This window comes from Mycobacterium sp. PDNC021 (assembly GCF_048282635.1).
Taxonomy (GTDB): domain Bacteria; phylum Actinomycetota; class Actinomycetes; order Mycobacteriales; family Mycobacteriaceae; genus Mycobacterium; species Mycobacterium llatzerense.
Window position 1 is genome coordinate 2685915 of sequence record NZ_CP182502.1, and the last position, 18312, is coordinate 2704226.

Genomic DNA, 18312 nt, shown 5'->3' on the forward strand with positions numbered 1-18312 from the left:
CACCCGCGATGGCCGAGGCCGGCGTGACCTCGCAAACGCGCGAGCCAAACCTGGTCTTGCTCTGCCGGCCACCGATGACCCGTACACCCGGTGCGGCCGCCGCGGCTCTCACCGAGTTCTGGAACACCCTCGACTGATCACCAAACCTGAACTGGCTCAGGGCAGTACGGTGTGCAGCAGCATCACGTTGTACGCCGACCACAGCGACAGAGTGAAGTACAGATCGCGACCGTTGGACCACGGATGCAGGTACGGCGCGTAGACGCCGCCGGGGAACTGCTGCGACGACACCACCAATTGCTCTGGGCCCCAAGGTCCCTGCGGCGTCGGCGCGGTACGGATCACCACGTCGGACAGGTTGTTGCAGTACATCACCAGGTACTGCTTGAGGTAGGTGTTGTACTGCACCGACATCTCACCGACCGGGCCGGGAATGATCGGTGAGGCCGCGCCGGGGTTGTTGGGCACCCATGACTGGCTCTCGTTGTTCCAGTACTCGTACTTGCTCATGTCGGGCAACAGGTTCTGCGGCACCCGCGAAACGAAGGCGGATCCGATTCGGCCAGAAGGGGTTCCGTACGAATAGATGTAACCGTCACTGCCTTTGAGGAATGCGCCCTGCTGGAAGTTCTCGTTGCCGGGCATGTAGGCGACCCGGGACACGCTGTCCGGTGCCATCGGCCGAACGCTGCTCGGGTACACGCCCCAGTTCTGGCCGTTGTCGTTGGATACAGCGATCGCCGAGTAATTGGTCGTCCACGCGCCGGCGCTGTCCCAGTTCTTGATCGACATGAAACTGGCGTACTGCGTCTTGCCCACGGAGACACCGGAAGTCGGGATGATGCCCTTCTCGACGGGCGCCCAGCGGATGGTGGGGATGGTCTGCTTGGCCAGGTTCGGCTGCCACTCGGGTGAGCCTGAATAGGGGTTCGTCACCGAGCCGGGTGGGATGTGGACACCGCCCGACAGCGTGCGGTCGCTGGTGCGCACCATGGTGTTGTAGCGCCACTGCTGGTTCGGGGTGGCGCAGTAGCCGTACGTGTCACCGAACATCATCAGCACCTGGTTGTTCACCGGGTCGCCGTTGTCCCACATGATGCCGAGGTCGGTGCCGGAGATGCCGAACCGTTGCAGGGTGTCGCCGCCCGCACTCTGGTCGCCGGTCACCCACCCGACGAGGGACGTGGTACCTGCGTCGATGGGCGGTGCCGGTGCTGCTGCGGGTTGGGGCTGCGTAGCGGCCGGAGCGGGCTGGGCCGCGCGTTGTTGGACCGGCGGCTGCGGCACCCGAGGTGTACCGGGCAGCACTCCGGCCTGCTGTTGCACGGTGCCCTTGGTGAAGGCGCTGAGCAGTGATCGGGACAGCTTGCCCAGAGTCGGCAGCGGGGCCTTGTCGATCGCATTGCTCGGTCGATGGCCGCCCGACGTTGGCCGCATGACGCCGCTCGACGGCACCCCGTTCGGCGGCAGGACACCCGCGTTGGGGCCGGTGCACGGATCGGCAGCTGCGCGGGGCGGCGCGATGCCGACCGCTCCGCCGAGAACGACGGCGGCTGTCAAAGCCATCGATGCAATGCGAGGACGCGGCGACACGGTCACACCTTTCGGATGGCGGGCGGCGCTCGGACGCCAGTGAGGGGCTTTTGTGACCATAGTTATTAATGAGGTTCATGTGGCCCCTGGTGTGCGGATGGGTACTCATCTGTAACCACGTCGCGATCGTTCACCTGGCGTTTGCCCGGCGAAGGTGACCCGCGTCGCAATGCTGGCGCAAGAGCGTCCGACCTAGACTTCAGCGCATGACAGCCGCCCAGCGGGAACGCGCCGCACTCGTCGAATCCCTGCGCGAGCATGGGCCCGATGCACCCACGTTGTGCGAAGGATGGACTGCCCGCGATCTGGCCGCCCATCTGGTGGTGCGGGAACGTCGGCTCGATGCCGCGCCCGGAATTCTGGTGCCGCAGCTGGCCGGCTACACCGAACGCGTCCAGGCGCAGGTGACCGCATCCACCGACTGGGAAAAGCTGGTCGACATGATTGCCGCGGGTCCGCCGCTGTACTCGCCATTCAAACTGCTCGACCCGTTCGTCAACGTCGCCGAGATGTTCATTCACAACGAGGACGTCCGCCGGGCGGGGCCGACCTGGGAGCCGCGGGAGCTCGATGACCGACTGGTGTCCGCATTAGCCGGACAGGTGGCGAACATGGCACGCATGGGGATAAAGGACGCGCCGGCACGGATCGTGCTGGTGACCCCCGAGGGCCGTCGCCTGGCCGCGGCCGGCCGCGGCGCTGAGGTGACGGTGGCCGGCGCACCCGGCGAGCTGCTGCTCTTCGCGGCAGGCCGTGGGCCCACGCAAGTGACCTTCACCGGACCCGACGAGGCCGTCGCCGCGGTCCGTGGCTCGAACCGCGGATTCTGACTATCGGCGGCTACTCGCAGAAAGCACAACGCAGCTCAATCCCGAAGGATTGAGCTGCGTTGTCTTGGCTTCTGGGATCAGAAGTTGTTGCAGGTGTTCGCGACGTTCAGCACCAGGTCGGTGTACCCAGCGGCACCCGGGGTGTTGTACGCACGCGTGATCAGCGCCTTACGCTGCTGCGGACCGGAGGCGATCAGCTGATGCAGGTAGCCGACGCCGATCGGGTTTGCCTGCAGCTCAGCGGCAGCACCCGGGTCGAGTGCGGTCAGCGCGGCGATCACCTGCGGGTAGGTGCAGGTCGAGTACATGATCGGGGTGGGGTCCGGCTGAGCGGTGGCGACAGCGCCGCTGGCCATGACGGCAACCAGTGCAGAGCCCGCGCCGACCATCATCCGAGTGGTGAAAGACATTGTGTATTCCCCTCCCGCACCAGCTAACCGATGCGACCAAAGTGATTGATGACTACGTTAGCAGCTCTATCGATCGGCCGTGGCTGAGCGTTACAGGGTCTGATTCGCGCGTTCGGGGCGTTCTGTCGGGTGTGCTGGGCGCCCGGATTGACGGCCTTGGGCGTTCGGTCGGGCAACGCGCAACACACAGGTGATGTAGGCAAACCTAACCTAAACGAATCCGGTAGGCTCGCCGCTGAAATGACCGAGATTGATCAGGGGCCGGTGCTGCCGCGCGAGTTGACGTCGCTGTCCGCTGAAGTGCGCGCGGTGGGTGCACCACCCGTTCCGCAGCTGGCGGCTCCGTGGGCAGTGCGTCTTGTCGACGCCGAAGCCGACGCTGAGCTGTTGTCCGAATGGATGAATCGGCCCCATCTGGCCGAGGCCTGGGAGTACGACCGACCGCCGCATTGGTGGCGGCGGCACCTTCAGGCACAGCTCGACGGTGAGTACTCGCGGCCGTTGCTGGTGAGCTACCAGGACAAAGCCATGGGCTACCTCGAGCTGTACTGGGCTGCCAAGGATTCCATCGCTCCTCGATACGACGCCGATCCCCATGACTTGGGACTGCACGCCGCGATCGCGGATGAGCGTTTTGTGAATCGGGGCCTGGCGCCGATGTTGTTGCCTCAGGTGTTGGCGAGTCTGTTCGACTTGGTGCCGTCGTGCCGTCGGGTGATGTTCGATCCCGACCACCGCAACTCCGGCGCGCGACGGCTGTGCGAGCATGCCGGTTGCGAATTTCTCGGTGAACACGACATGGCGAACCGCAGGATGGCGCTGTACGCGCTGGCGCGCCCATCCGTCTGACGTCCGACCCGCCCTGTATATAGGGGGAGTGGCAAAAAGGCTTCTGCTGGCGCTGACAGTGCTCGCCGTCGTGGGGGTGTGCGCCGGACCGTGGTTCTACCGAACCCAGATGGAAGGCCTGCCGGCTCCGGTCCTGACTCTGCCGTCGACGCTTCGTCCGGCCACCACAAACCTCGACGGCAAGTGGGTCGTGGCCGCGGGTCCCGACGACGAGGCCAACCGCTCCCAAGCCGGTTACCGAGCCAGACAACAACTGTTGTGGGAGACCGTGACCGTCACCGGGCGGACCAATGCGGTGCGGGGCGACGCCACCGTCGCGGGCGGCACCTTGCAGGCGGCGAGCTTCGTCGTCGACGTCGGGACGATACAGTCACCGCACCGCGGCCGCGATGACAAGTTCCGCAGTACCGACGTGATGGACGCCGCCCGGTTTCCGACGGCAAAGCTCGCTGTGCTCGATCCGGTGAACCTGTCGTCCATCGCCGGGGACGGCACGCCCACGACTCAGGAGGTGTCGGCGCAACTCACGCTCAAGGGCGTCGCCCGGCAGGTGGCTGTGCGGCTGGAAGTGCAGCGGTCGGGTAGCGGGGTTGTTGCCGTCGGGCAAATCCCGGTCACCTTCGCCGATTACGGCATCATCCCGCCGGCGCCGCCGGCGGGACTGCTCGCCGTCGATCCGATCGTCACCATCGAATTCCTGGTGAACCTCGTCAAGCGATGAACCCGGCTGGTGACGTAACCACCGCGTCGTAGCCCTCGTAGTCGGGTCGCATGCCCGCGGCCACCAGTTCCCAGAGCACCTCGTCGGTGCCGCCGCCGACCCGCGCGAGTTTCATGTCGCGCCACCACCGACCCAAGGGTGTCTCGTCCACCAGATATCCGGCACCGCCGAAGATGTGCATGCACTCGTCAACGACCTCGACGCCGAGTCGTGCCGCGGTGACCTTGATGGCCGCGGCCGCGCGCAAGTCCATGCGTCCCTGCGCGGCAAGTCCCACCAATCCGTAGCGCAACAGATCGACCCGAGCCTGCAGGTCGGCCAGCCGCATCCGCAGGGCCTGATGTTCGTACAAGGTATGGCCGAACTGACGCCGTTTCATCATGCGGGCCAACGTGATTCCGATGATCCTGCGGCAGTTGGCCTCGATCTGACCGGCGATCGACAGCCGCTCCTGCGCCAAGCCCCAGGAGATGGCCGCCAGACCGGTGCCCGCCCGCGCCACCAACGCTTCCGCGGGCACCCACGTGTCGATGTGGACTGCCGCGGTGTCGAGCGGGCCGGCACCCACCTTGCGGTAGGGGGTCTGGACATCGACCTGGGCGGTCGGCACGGCAACAACCACCACGCTGCCGTGGCGGCTGCCCGGATCGTGGTCGACGCTGCGGGCGACCACCATAATGTGATCGGCGATGGGCGACAGCGACACGAACTTCTTGCTGCCGCGGACCTCGAAACCTCCACGCGCGGAGACGACTTCGGTCTCGACGATCTGCAGATCCGAGCCGCCGGACTCTTCCGACGCGCCGATGCACAACACGGCGTCGCCACGGATGGCCTGCTCGGTGATATCGCGCAGGTAGTCGGATTTGCCGAATCGGCGCAGGATTGCGATGGCCGAGTCGTGCAGGCTCACTCCCACGCCGATTCCCGCGGACCCGAGCTTGCCCAATTGCTCGGCGAGCGCGAACACCTTGGCCACATCCGGATGCTGGCGGTCGCCCCACTTGGCGGCGAAAACCTCGGACCGGCCCAGGTATTCGATGAGCTTGCGCGGAAATCGTTCGGATTCTTCGGCTTCCGCGGTCCAGTCACGGACCCGCTCGTCGAAGACCTCGCCGAGCAGCTCTCGATAGCTCTCGGTGGTGCACGGCTCGAATGTGGTCATGAGCCCGCCGTTTCCAGCGTGCGTCTGACCTCGAGGCGTCGGAGCTTCCCCGAGGAGGTCCGTGGCAGTGAGCCCGGTTTGAGGAACACCACGTCGGCCGGGACGATGCCGCACTCGGAGGCTACGAGCGACACCACTTGGCTTCGGGCGGTCGATTCGTCGTCGCCCTTGAACTCCGCGGCGATCACCAAACCCTGTCGGGCGCCGGTGTCGTTGGTGCCCACCGCCACGACGGCGCCCTCGCGCACTCCGTCGGCGCGTGCGGCCACCTGCTCGATCTCCGTCGGGAAGATGTTCCGCCCCGCGACGGTGATGAGTTCCTTGAGTCGACCGCACACCACCAGGCCGTCATCGGTGAAGTATCCGAGATCGCCAGTGGTAAACCAATTTTCGGGGTCGATCGGGTCCAGGCCGAGATAGCCCGCCATCATCGAGGTGCCACGTACCTGGACTTCGCCGACATCACGTCCCGTGAGCTCGTGGGGCACATCCGTGGGGGCGATGCGGACTTCCATGCCGTCGATCGGCCGGCCGAGTATCGCGTACCTGCGCACAGCGGTGCTGCCGTCGACGGTCACCGTGACATCGTCGCAGCGTAGTCCGCCGCCTGGGGCGGGAACGGTTACCGCGCAGGTTGATTCGGCCAGTCCGTACGACGGGCAGAGGGCGTTCGCATCGAACCCGAACCTGGACATCTCGGTGGCGAACCGATTGGTGCTGTCACAGTCGACGGGTTCGCCGCCGTTGAGCGCGAATCTCAGTGCGCCCAAGTCGACATCGCTGACCAGGCGGGCGTACTTGCCGAGCAGTCCGTAGGCCATGTTCGGGGCCGCGGTCATGGTTGCCTTGCTCTCGGTCAACCATTTGAGCCAGTTGAACGGCGACGCCGAGAATGCGGTGGTGGGTGCCTGCCACAGTTCGCCGCCGCCGAGCGTCACGGTGAGCATGAACGCCAGGCCCATGTCGTGGTAGATCGGCAGCCACGACTGTCCACGATCTGCGTCGGTGACGCCGATCCGCGCGACCAGGCCCCGCAGGTTCGCCAACGCCGCGTTTGCCGGGATCTGGGCGGTGCGGGGGGTGCCGGTCGATCCCGCGGTGCCCTGCAAGATGCCGATGTCGGCGCTCTGGGAGGGGATGAATGTGGTCGAACGCTGTTCGTGTGCAACGACATTGACGTCGTGCAGCTGCGTGCCGGTGGCGCCGGTGCGCAACAGGTCGAGATGCTTGCCGTGGCTGAGCACCGTGTCGATGCCGATACCGGCGAACCTGGTCAGGGTGGCATCGGCCCAGGCTTGGGTGTCGGCCCCGCGAACTGGTCCGGGCAGGATGGATACGGCGGCGCCGGCGAAGATGGCGCCGTAGATGCCTGCCAGGAATTCCACCGTGGGTTCGCCGACCAGGCCCACTCGTGTTTGGCCATCGACGTGTACGGCGACGTTCTCTGCGCGGGCGTGCACTTCCTGCCAGGGATGCCGCCGCCAGTCACCAGATTTCGGATCGAGGGTCACCAGGTCGCAACCGGACTGGGTCATCGCCTGCGACAGGTCGGACGCGAGGCTCGATGTGCTCATGAGCGTTGGGCGGTAGGAAGTTTCGCGGCGATCGCGTCTTCGAGGTCGCCGACGGTCTCACTGCCGAGCAGGTCTTCTTCGGACAGCGCGACGCCGAAGTGGTCTTCGATTGCGACCATGCCCACGGCGAAAGCCACCGAGTCCAGACCGACATCGTTGATGAGCCGTGATTCACGGGTGACGCGCTTGATGTCCACGCCCATGTCGTCCTGCATGATCTTGGCCAAGCCAGCGCTGACCGATTCAGTTGTTGACTCCATGCCGAGGGACCGTAGTCGACCGAAGCTGTTTAGGCTAGGCTTACCTTCTAGGTGAGAAAGTGTCCCAGACTGGTACCGCCGTCCCGGTATCCGTTGTCGACGGAAACCAGCGCCGGCACCCGCTCGCAGGTGACCACTCCATGGTCGGACGTCACCTCATCGATGAGATCGAAAGCGGTAGCGATGTTTTCGGGAGTGTCGACCACGATGGTCGTGACGGGAACCTGGCGGCCGAGCTGAAACAGCCGGTCACCATGCGGCGTTCGTCCGTCATGGAAGCCCCAGATGCCGCGCAGGACGGTGACGCCGCGGGTGGCCTCGATGGCACGCAAGCGGCGCACGATCTCGCGGTGTACCGGCTCGCCGCCGTGCAGCGTGTCCTCGGTGGTGTACACCATGAGCTTCTGCCACAACGGCGATCCATCGGCATCGTGGGCGGGGAGCGCGCCGGGGCGGGTCAGTAGCGTTCCCGCCTGCTTGCAGAGCTCGGCCCGCTCCACCGTCACCAACGGGTCGGGTAGGAGGCGCTCCAGGTCGGGCACGACCGCGGCAGCGCGGTCACCGTCGCCGATCGCGATGATCATGACGGGCACGTCCGTGTTCCGGTTCAGGAATCGGGCCCGCTCGCGGTGGCCGCGGACCGTGCCGTCGACCCCGAGAAAGACCGAGGCACAGGCGAATCCGCTGCGGTGGAGCAGATCGCACACCGCGACGTGAGCCGGCCGGCCATTGATCCGGTGCTGGCGTCCGACGTAGACGGTGAGCTTCGTATGCCCGCCGGCATTCGTGGCGGTGACCAGCCGGGCGCGTTCGAGCGTGACCAGTCCTCGGGTCGTCAGCTCTACGGTCCGCTCGGCCAGCCCCGCGATCTTGTCGGCGGTGTCGACCGCGGCGATGGCCACCGGCAGGTCCTCGGACTGGCTCAGGGTCTGGTCGGTGCGCAGCTGGTGCCGTGGCCCGAATCCGGCGATGCCGCGCAGCACCACGCTGGTGGCGACGTTCTCGGCGCCGTAGAGGTCGAGCAGCTCCTCGGCCAGGAACCGGCCCTGATGACGTTGCCGCTCACCGAAATACGTCGTGAGTTTCAGGTAGTCCGCGGAATCGCTCACAGCAGGCCGCCCATCCATAGTCCCAGCGCCGCGGCAGCCAGACCGAGCACCACACTCGCCACGATATTGGCCAGTGCGAACCAGACCTGCCGTTCTTCGCCGAGCCGCTGGGTTTCCAGCATCCACGTCGAGAACGTCGTATACGCGCCGACGAACGCCGTACCGGCCAGCAGTGCGACATTGGGGCTGAGCGCCAGTCCGCCGAAGAAGCCGAGCAGCCAGGCGCCGCTGAGGTTCACCACGAAGGTGCCGTACGGGAAGCTGCTGCTCTTGCGTTTCGAGACGGCCCGGTCGACCAGGAAACGGGTCACCGCGCCCACGCCGCCGATGAGCGCGACGCCGGCCCACACCACCGCCGTCATGCCCGCACCCTTACCCGCCGCACCAGGACGGTCGCCAGGTACACCGCGGCCACGCCCGCGACGATGCTGGCGACCGTGTAGCCGGCGGCCAGCCCGTAGGCGCCGTGCTCGAGCATCCGCACCGTCTCGACCTGCATGGTGCTGAACGTGGTCAGGCCGCCGCAGATGCCCGTGCCGAGCAGTGGGCGCTGGTAGCTCGACACCGGCAGCCGCTCCAGCAGGCGCGTGGTGAAGTACCCGAGCAAGAAAGCGCCGATGATGTTGACCGCGAAGGTGGGCCACGGCCACTGGTTGGGATGGGGTGCCCCGTAGACCGCAAGGACGGCGCGCGCGACGGTACCGATCGCGCCACCGACGAACACGGCGGCCAATTCTCGGTTGTCGTGGCCGAACATGAAGCAAAAGTATCGTGACCGACCGTCGACCGGGCGACACCGGGGGAGTGCGGGTAGCAGAATCGAGCCCATGACGGCCAACCCGCGCGCCGGCCAACCGGCCCAACCAGATGACCTGATCGACGTGGCCCACGTGGTCACCGCCTACTACACAGTGGCGCCGGACCCCGAGAACGTCGACCAGCAGGTGGTCTTCGGCACCTCGGGCCACCGGGGGTCCAGCCTCGACGCGGCGTTCAATGAGCCGCACATCCTGGCCACCACGCAGGCGATCGTCGAGTACCGCGCCGCGCAGGGCACCACCGGACCGCTGTTCATCGGCCGCGACACCCACGCGTTGTCCGAGCCGGCCTGGGTCACGGCACTGGAGGTGCTGGCCGGCAACGAGGTCGTCGCGATGATCGACGCCGCCGACCGCTACACACCCACCCCGGCGGTCAGTCACGCGATCCTGACCTTCAACCGCGGCCGCGAAGGCGATCTCGCCGACGGAATCGTCGTCACCCCGTCGCACAACCCGCCGCGCGACGGGGGATTCAAGTACAACCCGCCCAACGGCGGTCCGGCCGACACCGATGCGACGAGCGTGATTGCCAAGCGCGCCAACGAGATTCTGCGTGACGGGCTGCGCGACGTGAAGCGGATCCCGCTGGCGCGCGCGTTGGGCTCGACGGAGCGGCACGACTATCTGAATGCCTACGTCGAGGATCTGCCGAATGTCGTTGATCTGCACGCCATTCGGGCCGAAGGGGTACGCATCGGAGCGGACCCGCTCGGCGGTGCCAGCGTCGACTACTGGGCCGCCATCGCGGAACGGCACCAACTCGACCTGACCGTGGTCAACCCGCTGGTCGACGCGACCTGGCGGTTCATGACACTCGATACCGACGGCAAGATCCGGATGGACTGCAGTTCGCCGAATGCCATGGCCTCGCTGATCGCGAACCGGGACCGCTACCAGATCGCCACCGGCAACGACGCGGACTCCGACCGGCACGGCATCGTCACACCCGACGGCGGGCTGCTCAACCCGAATCATTACCTCGCCGTCGCGATCGACTACCTGTACACCCATCGCGCGGGGTGGCCGGGCTCCACCGCGGTCGGCAAGACGGCGGTCAGCTCATCGATCATCGACCGGGTGGTGGCCGGGCTGGGACGAAAGCTCATCGAGGTTCCGGTCGGGTTCAAATGGTTCGTCGACGGATTGCTCGGCGGCACAATCGGATTCGGTGGCGAGGAGAGCGCGGGGGCGTCGTTCCTGCGGACGGACGGGACCGTCTGGACCACCGACAAGGACGGCATCATCCTGGCGCTGTTGGCCTCGGAGATCCTCGCGGTCACCGGGGTCTCGCCGTCGCAGCGCTACGCCGAGCTGACCGAAAAGTACGGTGCCCCGACCTATGCCCGCATCGATGCGCCGGCCAATCGCGAACAGAAGGCCCGGTTGTCGAAGCTGTCGGCCGAGCAGGTCTCCGCGACCGAGTTGGCGGGCGAACCGATCGTCGCGAAGCTCACCGCGGCGCCGGGTAATGGCGCGCCGCTCGGTGGTCTGAAGGTGACCACCGAGAACGCGTGGTTCGCCGCGAGGCCGTCGGGCACCGAGGACGTCTACAAGATTTACGCCGAGTCGTTCAAGGGTCCAGAACATCTGGCGCAGGTCCAGGCCGCTGCGAGGGACGTGGTGAATACAGTTATCGGGTGAACGCTGTCACCGAAGACGGTCGTCGCCCGACTCGGCTTCCCACCGAGATCTGGGTCCTGGCCGGCGCCAACGTCGTCATCGCACTCGGCTATGGCGTCGTGGCTCCGGTGCTGCCGGCGTACGCCCGCAACTTCGGTGTCAGCATCAGCGCGGCGACGTTCGTCATCACCGCGTTCGCCGCGATGCGCCTGATCTTCGCGCCGCCCAGCGGCCTGCTGGTGCAGAAACTCGGTGAGCGGCGGGTGTATCTGACCGGGCTGCTGATCGTCGCGTTGTCGACGCTGGCCTGCGCTTTCGCTCAGACCTACTGGCAGCTGCTGCTGTTCCGATCCCTCGGCGGCGCCGGGTCGACCATGTTCACGGTGTCGTCCCTGGCGCTGATGATCCGGCTGTCGCCGTTCGATGCGCGCGGCCGGGTGGCCGGCCTGTTCTCCAGCGCCTTCATGATCGGTGGCGTCGCCGGCCCGGTGCTGGGCAGCGTGACTGCCGGGCTGGGCCTGGCCGTGCCGTTCGGCATCTACGGCCTGGCGCTGATGGTTGCCGCGGCCGTGGTGTTCGTCAGCCTGCGGAACTCGACACTGGCCGCTCCGGAAGAGGAAACCGGGCCGACGGTGTCGGTGCGGACGGTGCTGCGAAACCGCGCCTATCAAGCCGCACTGCTGTCGAACCTGGCGGCCGGATGGGCCGCGCTGGGCTTGCGGGTGGCGCTGGTTCCGCTGTTCGTGGTCGACGTGCTGCACCGCAGCGCGGGCATGGCCGGTCTGGTGCTGGCGATGTTCGCGGTCGGCAATGTGTGTGCCGTGATTCCCAGCGGGCACCTGTCCGATCGGGTGGGCCGGCGCAAGCTGCTGATCGTCGGGCTGGCGGTGTCGTCCGTCTCGACAGTGCTGCTGGGTTGGACCACGTCGTTGCCGGTGTTCCTGGCGATCGCGTTCGTGACCGGCGCGGCGAGCGGCATCTTCATCTCGCCGCAGCAGGCGGCCGTCGCGGACATCATCGGCAACCAGGCCCGGGGCGGCACCGCCGTGGCGACCTTCCAGATGATGTCCGACCTCGGCACGATCGTCGGCTCGCTGGTCGCGGGGCAGATCGCCCAGCACGTGTCCTTCACCGCGGCGTTCGGCGTGGGCGGGGTGATCCTGCTGGCGGCCGCGGTGGGCTGGTGGCTGGCTCCGGAGACGCGTCATTCTGGTGACGACGAGGAAACCCCGATCTGTCCACTGGGTCACGAGCCGGTGGAGGGGTCCCTCTGACCAGCCGTTTTGTTCACCATGGGGCCGGTGGTGTAGCTTCATCAGGCACCACTTAAGGGGCTATGGCGCAGTTGGTAGCGCACCACACTGGCAGTGTGGGGGTCAGGGGTTCGAATCCCCTTAGCTCCACAAGTAAAACCCGCTCTGACTTCGGTCAGAGCGGGTTTTCTCGTTTGCGGGCAAGGTCGAAGTCAAGGCATTTCACCCCAACGCTGAGTCTGGGTCGATCGACTACGCTGCTGGCCGACGCTCACCTCTTGAGTATGCGAAACGTACTTCTTTGGGGTACGAAACGCATACTAATTGAGCAAGGGTTGGCGTTTGACCGGGTGCGTCTGCCTGATTTGATCGGAGTCTGCGGATGTGGGGGTCAGGGGTTCGAATCCCCTTAGCTCCACGGAGATGTTCGTCTCGGTGGTCGTCTCGGCGACCTGAGATTCACAAATCGAACCCCGGCGTGACTTTCCGTTCTGGTCTGGAACTGGCTGATCTTCAAACTGCTGGCTTGATAACGTCGCACTGTCCGCAGCGGTACTTGTTCACCGACGCCGGGATGTCCTGCTCTGCAACGCATTCCGGGCAGGTGACGATGCGCGTAGTGGGCGGCGCGTTGAGGCTGTGATTGCCCTGCGTGCTCCGGCGAATGTGGATTCGACTGGATGTTCTGCCCAGCAGACTGGTCATGAGTTGTCGTGCGCCGGTTTGTGTGTGGTCGCATGCCCGGAAACTCGGCTCCCTTCCGTTGTCTGTGGCCGTGTAGTGAGCGATCGATCGACACCGACTTCCCGACCTTCGCAGCTGCGCCCTCCTGTGGAACTGACCGCACGGTAAGATGCCCGAATGACTCAGCGCAGCATGCCCACTCTCGATGGCGTGACCCATGAATATGTGCAGGCCGGTGATGTGAAGATTCACGTGGCCGTGGCCGGACCGGAGGGTGGGAGCCCGGTCGTGCTGTTGCACGGCTGGCCGGAGAACTGGTGGATGTGGCACAAGGTGATTCCCGCGCTGGCCGATGCCGGCTACCGGGTGCACGCCATGGATCTGCGTGGCGCCGGCTGGAGCGAGGTCACCCCGAAGGGCTATGAGAAGGAGCAGTTCGCCTCCGACGTGCTGGCCGCGGCGACCGCGCTCGGGCTCGACTCCTTTGACTTGGTTGGCCATGACTGGGGCGGTTGGACCGCGCAGCTGGTGGCGCTGAAGGCGCCGTCGCGGATCACGCGGCTGGCGATCCTCAACATTCCGCCGGTGTGGCAGGAGCCGGGCCGGGTGGCCCGACATGCCCACAAATTGGCGTACCAACTTGTCGTGGGAGCCCCTGGTGTCGGGCCGCTCTCGCACCTGTCACCGACGCTGTGGTGGTTCATCCGCCGTAGTGGCATGCCGCAGGAGTCGGTGGACTTCTTCCGCAGCTGCTTCCGGGACCGGGACCGTCGCGTGGCGGGCTCCAAGATCTATCGGTCGATGGTCGGCAAGGAGTTCGCCAAGCTGGCGCGCGGTCCCTACGACGACCAGAAGCTCGCGATGCCGGTGCGCGTCCTGTTCGGTCTCGACGACGTGGCGGTGCACCCGTCGCTGCTGGACGGTTTCAAGGACCATGCCGACGATCTGAACATCACCGAGGTACCCAACTGCGGTCACTTCATCATCGACGAGCAGCCTGAACTGGTGATCAAGTGGCTCTCGGACGTGCTGGCCGAGCCGCCACGGAGTTGACGTTGTCGGGCAACTCCGGCAATCCGACCCAACCGCCGCGGCTGCGTGCCGGGTGACCAAGAATGGACTGATGGCGAATTCCGAGCTCGTACCGTTCGGCGAGCTGTCCAATGAGTTGGCCCTGGTAGAGGAAGTCGAACCTCCTGGGCTTCCGGGCAGCAATCCCACCCTGGCGCTGCAGCACATGGAGGCCGCGCTGGTGCGCGCCGACCTCGAATGCCCCGACGTGCTCAGCCCCGAGCAGTTCCGGCGCCTGCGCTATCTCTTGAGCTTCGCGCGTCTGACGGTGTTCGAACCGGGCGCGGCCGGTCCGGGCGGTACCCGCGGCCGCGGCGATGTGACGGTCGGCGACGAGATCAGCGGCTTCCGGAACCGAGTGATCGACGCGCTGTACAACCCGCTCCGTGGCCGTACCTCGGCGCAGGAGCGGTTGGACGCGGCGAAGGCAGTCCTCGCGAACTTCGCCGAGGATGTGGAGTACGAACGGTCGTTGCTGTTGGAACGTCACGGCAACGACTTCTCGGCGGCCGAACTCGATACCGAGCTCGGTTACAAGACCTACGTCGCCGTCCTGGGCGGTGGTGGCGGCGCCGGCTACGTGTATCTCGGTGGGATGCAGCGCATGCTGGCGGCGGGTCTGCCGCCCGCCTACATGCTGACCAACTCCTTCGGCGCCATCGTGGGCAGTGTGATGGCCCGCGTGCTGCCGGTGCCCATCGAGGACTACGTCGCGTGGGCGAAGACCGTCACCTACCGCGGAGTCTTGGCTCCGGCCAGGACCCGGCGGCGCCACGGCCTCAACGGACTGTTCTCACTGCAGTTCGACGAGTTCGCCAAAGAGATGTTCACCCGCGAGGACGGTGAACCGATGCGGATGACGGACCTCGCGATCCCGTACGAAACCGTCGTCGCCGGGGTCAGGAAACAGTCGTTCGACCGCCTACCCGGGCAGTTCCATCCGTCGCACTTCATGATGATGGGGGTGCGGGCGCTCGAACACCTCAAGCTGGGCTACGCGCCAGGCGTCGTCAATCGGCTGTGGCAGGTCGCGGCGTTCATCGACTCCCGCGTCGTCAAGCCGATCGTGCTGGGCGGCGACGATCTGACGGCCGACTTCAATGTCGTTGACGCCGCGAGCTTTTCGTCGGCGATCCCGGGGATTCTGCATCACGAGTCCAGTGATCCGCGCATGTGGGGCCTCCTCGATCAGTTGCTCGTGGAGAAGGACGTCGCCGCCTTGGTCGACGGGGGAGCGGCCAGCAATGTCCCAATTGAGCTGGCGTGGAAGCGCATTCAAGACGGTCGCCTCGGCACGCGCAACGCGTGCTTCATCGGCTGGGACTGCTTCCACCCGCAGTGGAATCCGAGACACCTTTGGCTGCAACCCATTACCCAGGCCTTGCAGCTGCAGATGGTGCGCAACGCGCCCTTCGCGGATCGTGTCATCCGGTTCAGCCCGACGCTCTCGCCGGTCACGTTGGCGGCCGCTCCGGAAGCCATCGATCGCGCGATCGAGTGGGGCAACGCGTCGGTCGAGAGCTCGGTGCCGTTCGTGCAGCGGCTGACCGAGCCGGTGTGGTGGCAAGGAGATCAGCCGCCGCAGGTCGACCGCACCCCGACGCGCATCTCCGCACCGTTGCAGTCGATGACCACGATTCTGGACGGAGCCCGACGGGCCGCCGAGTACGTCCCGCGGGTTACACGGGTGCGCCGTCGGGTTGCCGCTGTTGGGGAACGGATCCGCCGGTCTCAGTAGCGCGCTGAATCCGTCTACTTCCGGATGCTGGTCGCGCCCGGAGTGTGGACTACGCCCGTCTTGGTCTTCGGAGCGCCTTGCTGGGGCGTGACGTCGCTGCCCGGGATGCTGTCGTCGCAGAAGCCGTCCGGTCCTGCGCATTGTCCGCTCAGCAAAGCGCCGTTGATTTGGTCGAGAGCCCTCTGGTGCCCGGAATCGACCTGCTGGCAGTTCGGCGTTCCCTCATTGCAGACTGCGAAGGCAGGCGCGGCCGTCCAGCTCGACGTGATGAGCATCAGGGCAGGTGCCGCCGCGACCCCGATCGCTGCGATGATCCGGTTTGTCTTGGTGTTGTGGGTGCGGTTCATGACTGTCATCTCCCATTTCCAGGTGGGGCCTCACCGTGAGGCCCGCCTATGGGTAGGAGCGGCCGCCGGACCGGAACGGGACACTTTTCGCGAATCGCGTGTGGGCGGCCGCGTGGAATCGGCCTCCAATGCAATTCCAACTGCCCGTAGCTACGTTCCTGCCATGACCCGATCCACCGGATTCATCGGCACGACGCTCATCTGCGGAGTGCTCACGCTGCAGCTCAGCGCATGCGGTTCCACCATCAAGCCCGACGGCGCCGCGCAGTCGGTCACCGATTTGGTGACCAGCCAAACCGGGTTCCACCCGACGGACGTCAAATGCCCGTCCGGCGTCGACGCCAAGGTCGGCGGTGAATTCGACTGCACCTTCACCGGTCCGGAAGGGCCGTACAAGGCGCACTTGAAGATCACCAGCGTGGACGGCGAGAAGGTCGGCTTCGACATCAAGACGAGCCGCAGCTAGCCGCCTCAGGCGGTTGTAGCTGCTGCGCCCCAGTTCTTGAAGCCGAGGAGCACGCTGGGGCCCGACTTTCAGCGAGCCTCGCCCACGGGTTGCCCCGATGTATCGGGGAGTTCGACGCGAAGGGCGTTGGCCGCGTTGCGTTTTGCGGTCGCTACGAGCTTGGTGCGGTTGTTCAGAACGCTCATACGGACGGTGAATCCCTTGAGCTCTCTAATGGATCGACGTCGGTGCCGTGAACGGTACGGCCGGACTTTGGAAACCATTGGGATGGACGCACACCTCGGCCTGCGTGCCTCGGGTGGCTAGGGGCGTGGCGCCTTACGCGCTCGCGGCGCCGACTTCCTGTTAAGCTCGATCAGGCGTTCGGCATGGTCGAGAATGCACTCGAGCCCGAAGTCGAAGTTTTGCTCGTCCGCCGTGCCGACGTGCTGACCCTCCTGAACGGCCTGCGCGAGCAGTGGTGTGGTCTCGGGATTGATGGCGAGCTCGTGTTGGCGGCCTCTGGCTTTGTCATTGGCAGCTGTCTTGTCCCGAAGACGTTGCAGCACAGCAGATCCACGGACATGTGCTGATACCGCTGAATAAACACTAAGAGCGCTCCCCGTTGATAGCCCAGCGTCCACCAAGCTCGCGATCGCCTTCTCCACCGCCTGTAGGTCCGAGCGGTCGATGTGCGGGCTCTGTGCGGACCGAATGAGAATCAGGTCGCACAGAATCGGATTCCCCACAAACGTCTCGCGCATCGTGCGGGCATGGTTGCGCAACGTCGAACGCCAATCTTTGGATTCGACATGCGTTGCGGCGAGCACGCACTGGCGCAAGGCGCGGTCGGTCATGGCGTCGAGGAGGTCGTCCTTCTTGCGGAAGTACCAGTAGATGCTGGTGACGCCGACGTCGAGGTACTTGCCCAGCATTGGCATGCTGAGGTTGTCGATCGAAACCTGTTCTGCGAGCTCGAATGCACCATTGACGATGTCGTCCGGATTGATCGAACCGCGCTCACGCCGCGGGCGCTTTTCGGTGGTTGCTATCTTTGCCACTGTCGGCATCCCATCTTGAAGCTAGGTATCCGTTTCTTTCTTTGGCGCGGCGAACCCGTTCGCCAAGAAGTCCCAGACTTCGTCGGGGCTGATGGGGCGGGCGGTTGACTCGTCGGTGCCCCCGTTGGACTGGGCGATGAACATCACCGTCTGCATGGCCATCGCGGCGATGCGTCGCGGATCGACGTTTGAGCGCAGTTCGCCTGCAGCGCTAGCGCTTTCCATCAGATCGGTGAGTAACGCAAGCAGCGGTGCGTGGGCGATCCTCACCTCAGCCGGATGAGTCACTAGGAGCCGGGGAGCGAATTCGGTGAGCAGTGGTCGCTTGGCGGCAGGCTCGGGTCGGCATAGTTCGAAGAGCAACTCGATGGCGATCTTCAGTCGGACTAGAGGGTCGCTTTCGGCGGCGGCTGCAGCCCGGATTTCGTTGGCTGAGCGGCCCAATGCATCTTCGAGCAGGGCTAGTAGGAGTTCATGCTTGCCGTCGAACTGAAGGTAGAAGCTCCGCAGCGACTGACGTGAGCGGTCGACGACCTCTTGGACGGTGAAGTCCGTGCTGCCCTTTTCGACGATGATCGATTGGGCGGCGTCCATGAATCGTTGGATGCGTTGAGCTGCCCGGAGTTTCGCCGTCTTGACGGAGCGCTCGACCGCGCGTTGCTTCCACGGCGGATCTTCTTGCGGGCTGGTCACCACACGCCCATGTCATCGGCGGAGAACACGCACGCACTTTACCTGAGGACGGGCTGCTAGTTGCTCGC

General features: G+C 65.7%; 18 protein-coding genes, 1 tRNA gene and 1 pseudogene. 9 read left to right on the forward strand and 11 right to left on the reverse strand.

All coding sequences use genetic code 11. The features are described 5' to 3' along the window. Positions 1–156: 156 nt before the first annotated feature. Entirely contained in the window at positions 157–1593 is a 1437-nt protein-coding gene (locus ACNO8X_RS12695) for a DUF4185 domain-containing protein (RefSeq protein WP_418005568.1), read from the reverse strand. 206 nt (positions 1594–1799) lie between these two features. On the opposite strand from ACNO8X_RS12695, the gene ACNO8X_RS12700 reads away from it, so the two are divergent. After that, entirely contained in the window at positions 1800–2423 is a 624-nt protein-coding gene (locus ACNO8X_RS12700) for a TIGR03085 family metal-binding protein (RefSeq protein WP_418005569.1), read from the forward strand. Positions 2424–2500: 77 nt separating this feature from the next. Here the strand turns inward: ACNO8X_RS12700 and ACNO8X_RS12705 are convergent, their stop codons facing one another. Further along, a complete protein-coding gene (locus ACNO8X_RS12705; RefSeq protein WP_071287112.1) occupies positions 2501–2833 on the reverse strand; it encodes a hemophore-related protein in 333 nt (110 codons plus the stop codon). Between the two features lie 240 nt (positions 2834–3073). Here ACNO8X_RS12705 and ACNO8X_RS12710 point away from each other — a divergent pair, with 240 nt between their 5' ends. Together ACNO8X_RS12710 and ACNO8X_RS12715 are read left to right on the forward strand one after the other, a co-directional pair. Beyond that, complete coding sequence (locus ACNO8X_RS12710; RefSeq protein ID WP_418005570.1) at positions 3074–3682, forward strand: GNAT family N-acetyltransferase; 609 nt, start codon at positions 3074–3076, stop codon at positions 3680–3682. Positions 3683–3710: 28 nt separating this feature from the next. Beyond that, on the forward strand, positions 3711–4403 hold the full coding sequence (locus tag ACNO8X_RS12715) for a YceI family protein (protein WP_418005571.1): 693 nt from the start codon (positions 3711–3713) through the stop codon (positions 4401–4403). Here the strand turns inward: ACNO8X_RS12715 and mbtN are convergent. Genes mbtN through crcB (ACNO8X_RS12745) form a run of 6 tightly spaced genes read right to left on the reverse strand, consistent with a single transcriptional unit; the run spans position 4393 to position 9268 of the window. Then, complete coding sequence (mbtN, locus tag ACNO8X_RS12720) at positions 4393–5568, reverse strand: mycobactin biosynthesis acyl-ACP dehydrogenase MbtN (RefSeq protein ID WP_418005572.1); 1176 nt, start codon at positions 5566–5568, stop codon at positions 4393–4395. The two genes, ACNO8X_RS12715 and mbtN, sit on opposite strands and share 11 nt — an antisense overlap. After that, entirely contained in the window at positions 5565–7142 is a 1578-nt protein-coding gene (gene mbtM / locus ACNO8X_RS12725) for a long-chain-fatty acid--ACP ligase MbtM (protein WP_418005573.1), read from the reverse strand. Before mbtM ends, mbtN begins: the two co-directional genes overlap by 4 nt. Further along, entirely contained in the window at positions 7139–7402 is a 264-nt protein-coding gene (locus tag ACNO8X_RS12730) for an acyl carrier protein (RefSeq protein WP_071287115.1), read from the reverse strand. Before ACNO8X_RS12730 ends, mbtM begins: the two co-directional genes overlap by 4 nt. Before the next feature lie 47 nt (positions 7403–7449). Then, a complete protein-coding gene (locus ACNO8X_RS12735; protein ID WP_418005574.1) occupies positions 7450–8511 on the reverse strand; it encodes a DUF190 domain-containing protein in 1062 nt (353 codons plus the stop codon). Then, complete coding sequence (gene crcB / locus ACNO8X_RS12740) at positions 8508–8873, reverse strand: fluoride efflux transporter CrcB (RefSeq protein WP_043394752.1); 366 nt, start codon at positions 8871–8873, stop codon at positions 8508–8510. The genes ACNO8X_RS12735 and crcB (ACNO8X_RS12740) overlap by 4 nt, the downstream gene beginning before the upstream one ends. Continuing rightward, positions 8870–9268: a fluoride efflux transporter CrcB gene (gene crcB, locus ACNO8X_RS12745; RefSeq protein WP_418005575.1), complete on the reverse strand. Its 399-nt coding sequence runs from the start codon at positions 9266–9268 to the stop codon at positions 8870–8872. The genes crcB (ACNO8X_RS12740) and crcB (ACNO8X_RS12745) overlap by 4 nt, the downstream gene beginning before the upstream one ends. 70 nt (positions 9269–9338) lie before the next feature. On the opposite strand from crcB (ACNO8X_RS12745), the gene pgm reads away from it, so the two are divergent. The 5 genes and pseudogenes from pgm (at position 9339) to ACNO8X_RS12770 (ending at position 15698) form a co-directional block, all read left to right on the forward strand. Continuing rightward, positions 9339–10973 (forward strand): phosphoglucomutase (alpha-D-glucose-1,6-bisphosphate-dependent), encoded by a 1635-nt coding sequence (pgm, locus tag ACNO8X_RS12750; RefSeq protein WP_418005576.1) that lies wholly within the window; start codon positions 9339–9341, stop codon positions 10971–10973. Then, positions 10970–12222 (forward strand): annotated as a pseudogene (locus tag ACNO8X_RS12755) (MFS transporter); the annotation flags it as partial. The gene pgm and the pseudogene ACNO8X_RS12755, both read left to right, overlap by 4 nt. Positions 12223–12282: 60 nt before the next feature. Further along, a tRNA-Ala gene (locus ACNO8X_RS12760) sits at positions 12283–12355 on the forward strand. 711 nt (positions 12356–13066) lie between these two features. Further along, positions 13067–13942, forward strand: coding sequence for an alpha/beta fold hydrolase (locus tag ACNO8X_RS12765; protein ID WP_418005577.1), 876 nt, complete (start codon positions 13067–13069; stop codon positions 13940–13942). Between the two features lie 70 nt (positions 13943–14012). Further along, complete coding sequence (locus ACNO8X_RS12770) at positions 14013–15698, forward strand: patatin-like phospholipase family protein (RefSeq protein WP_418005578.1); 1686 nt, start codon at positions 14013–14015, stop codon at positions 15696–15698. 14 nt (positions 15699–15712) lie between these two features. On the opposite strand, the gene ACNO8X_RS12775 is transcribed toward ACNO8X_RS12770, so the two are convergent. Beyond that, positions 15713–16045 carry a hypothetical protein gene (locus ACNO8X_RS12775; protein WP_418005579.1) on the reverse strand — a complete coding sequence of 111 codons (333 nt, stop codon included), beginning with the start codon at positions 16043–16045 and terminating at the stop codon, positions 15713–15715. 163 nt (positions 16046–16208) lie between these two features. On the opposite strand from ACNO8X_RS12775, the gene ACNO8X_RS12780 reads away from it, so the two are divergent. Further along, positions 16209–16511 (forward strand): DUF4333 domain-containing protein, encoded by a 303-nt coding sequence (locus ACNO8X_RS12780; protein WP_051954822.1) that lies wholly within the window; start codon positions 16209–16211, stop codon positions 16509–16511. A 302-nt stretch (positions 16512–16813) separates the two neighbouring features. On the opposite strand, the gene ACNO8X_RS12785 is transcribed toward ACNO8X_RS12780, so the two are convergent. After that, entirely contained in the window at positions 16814–17551 is a 738-nt protein-coding gene (locus ACNO8X_RS12785; protein ID WP_418005877.1) for a TetR/AcrR family transcriptional regulator C-terminal domain-containing protein, read from the reverse strand. Between the two features lie 21 nt (positions 17552–17572). Next, on the reverse strand, positions 17573–18244 hold the full coding sequence (locus ACNO8X_RS12790; RefSeq protein ID WP_418005580.1) for a TetR/AcrR family transcriptional regulator: 672 nt from the start codon (positions 18242–18244) through the stop codon (positions 17573–17575). Positions 18245–18312: the final 68 nt, after the last annotated feature.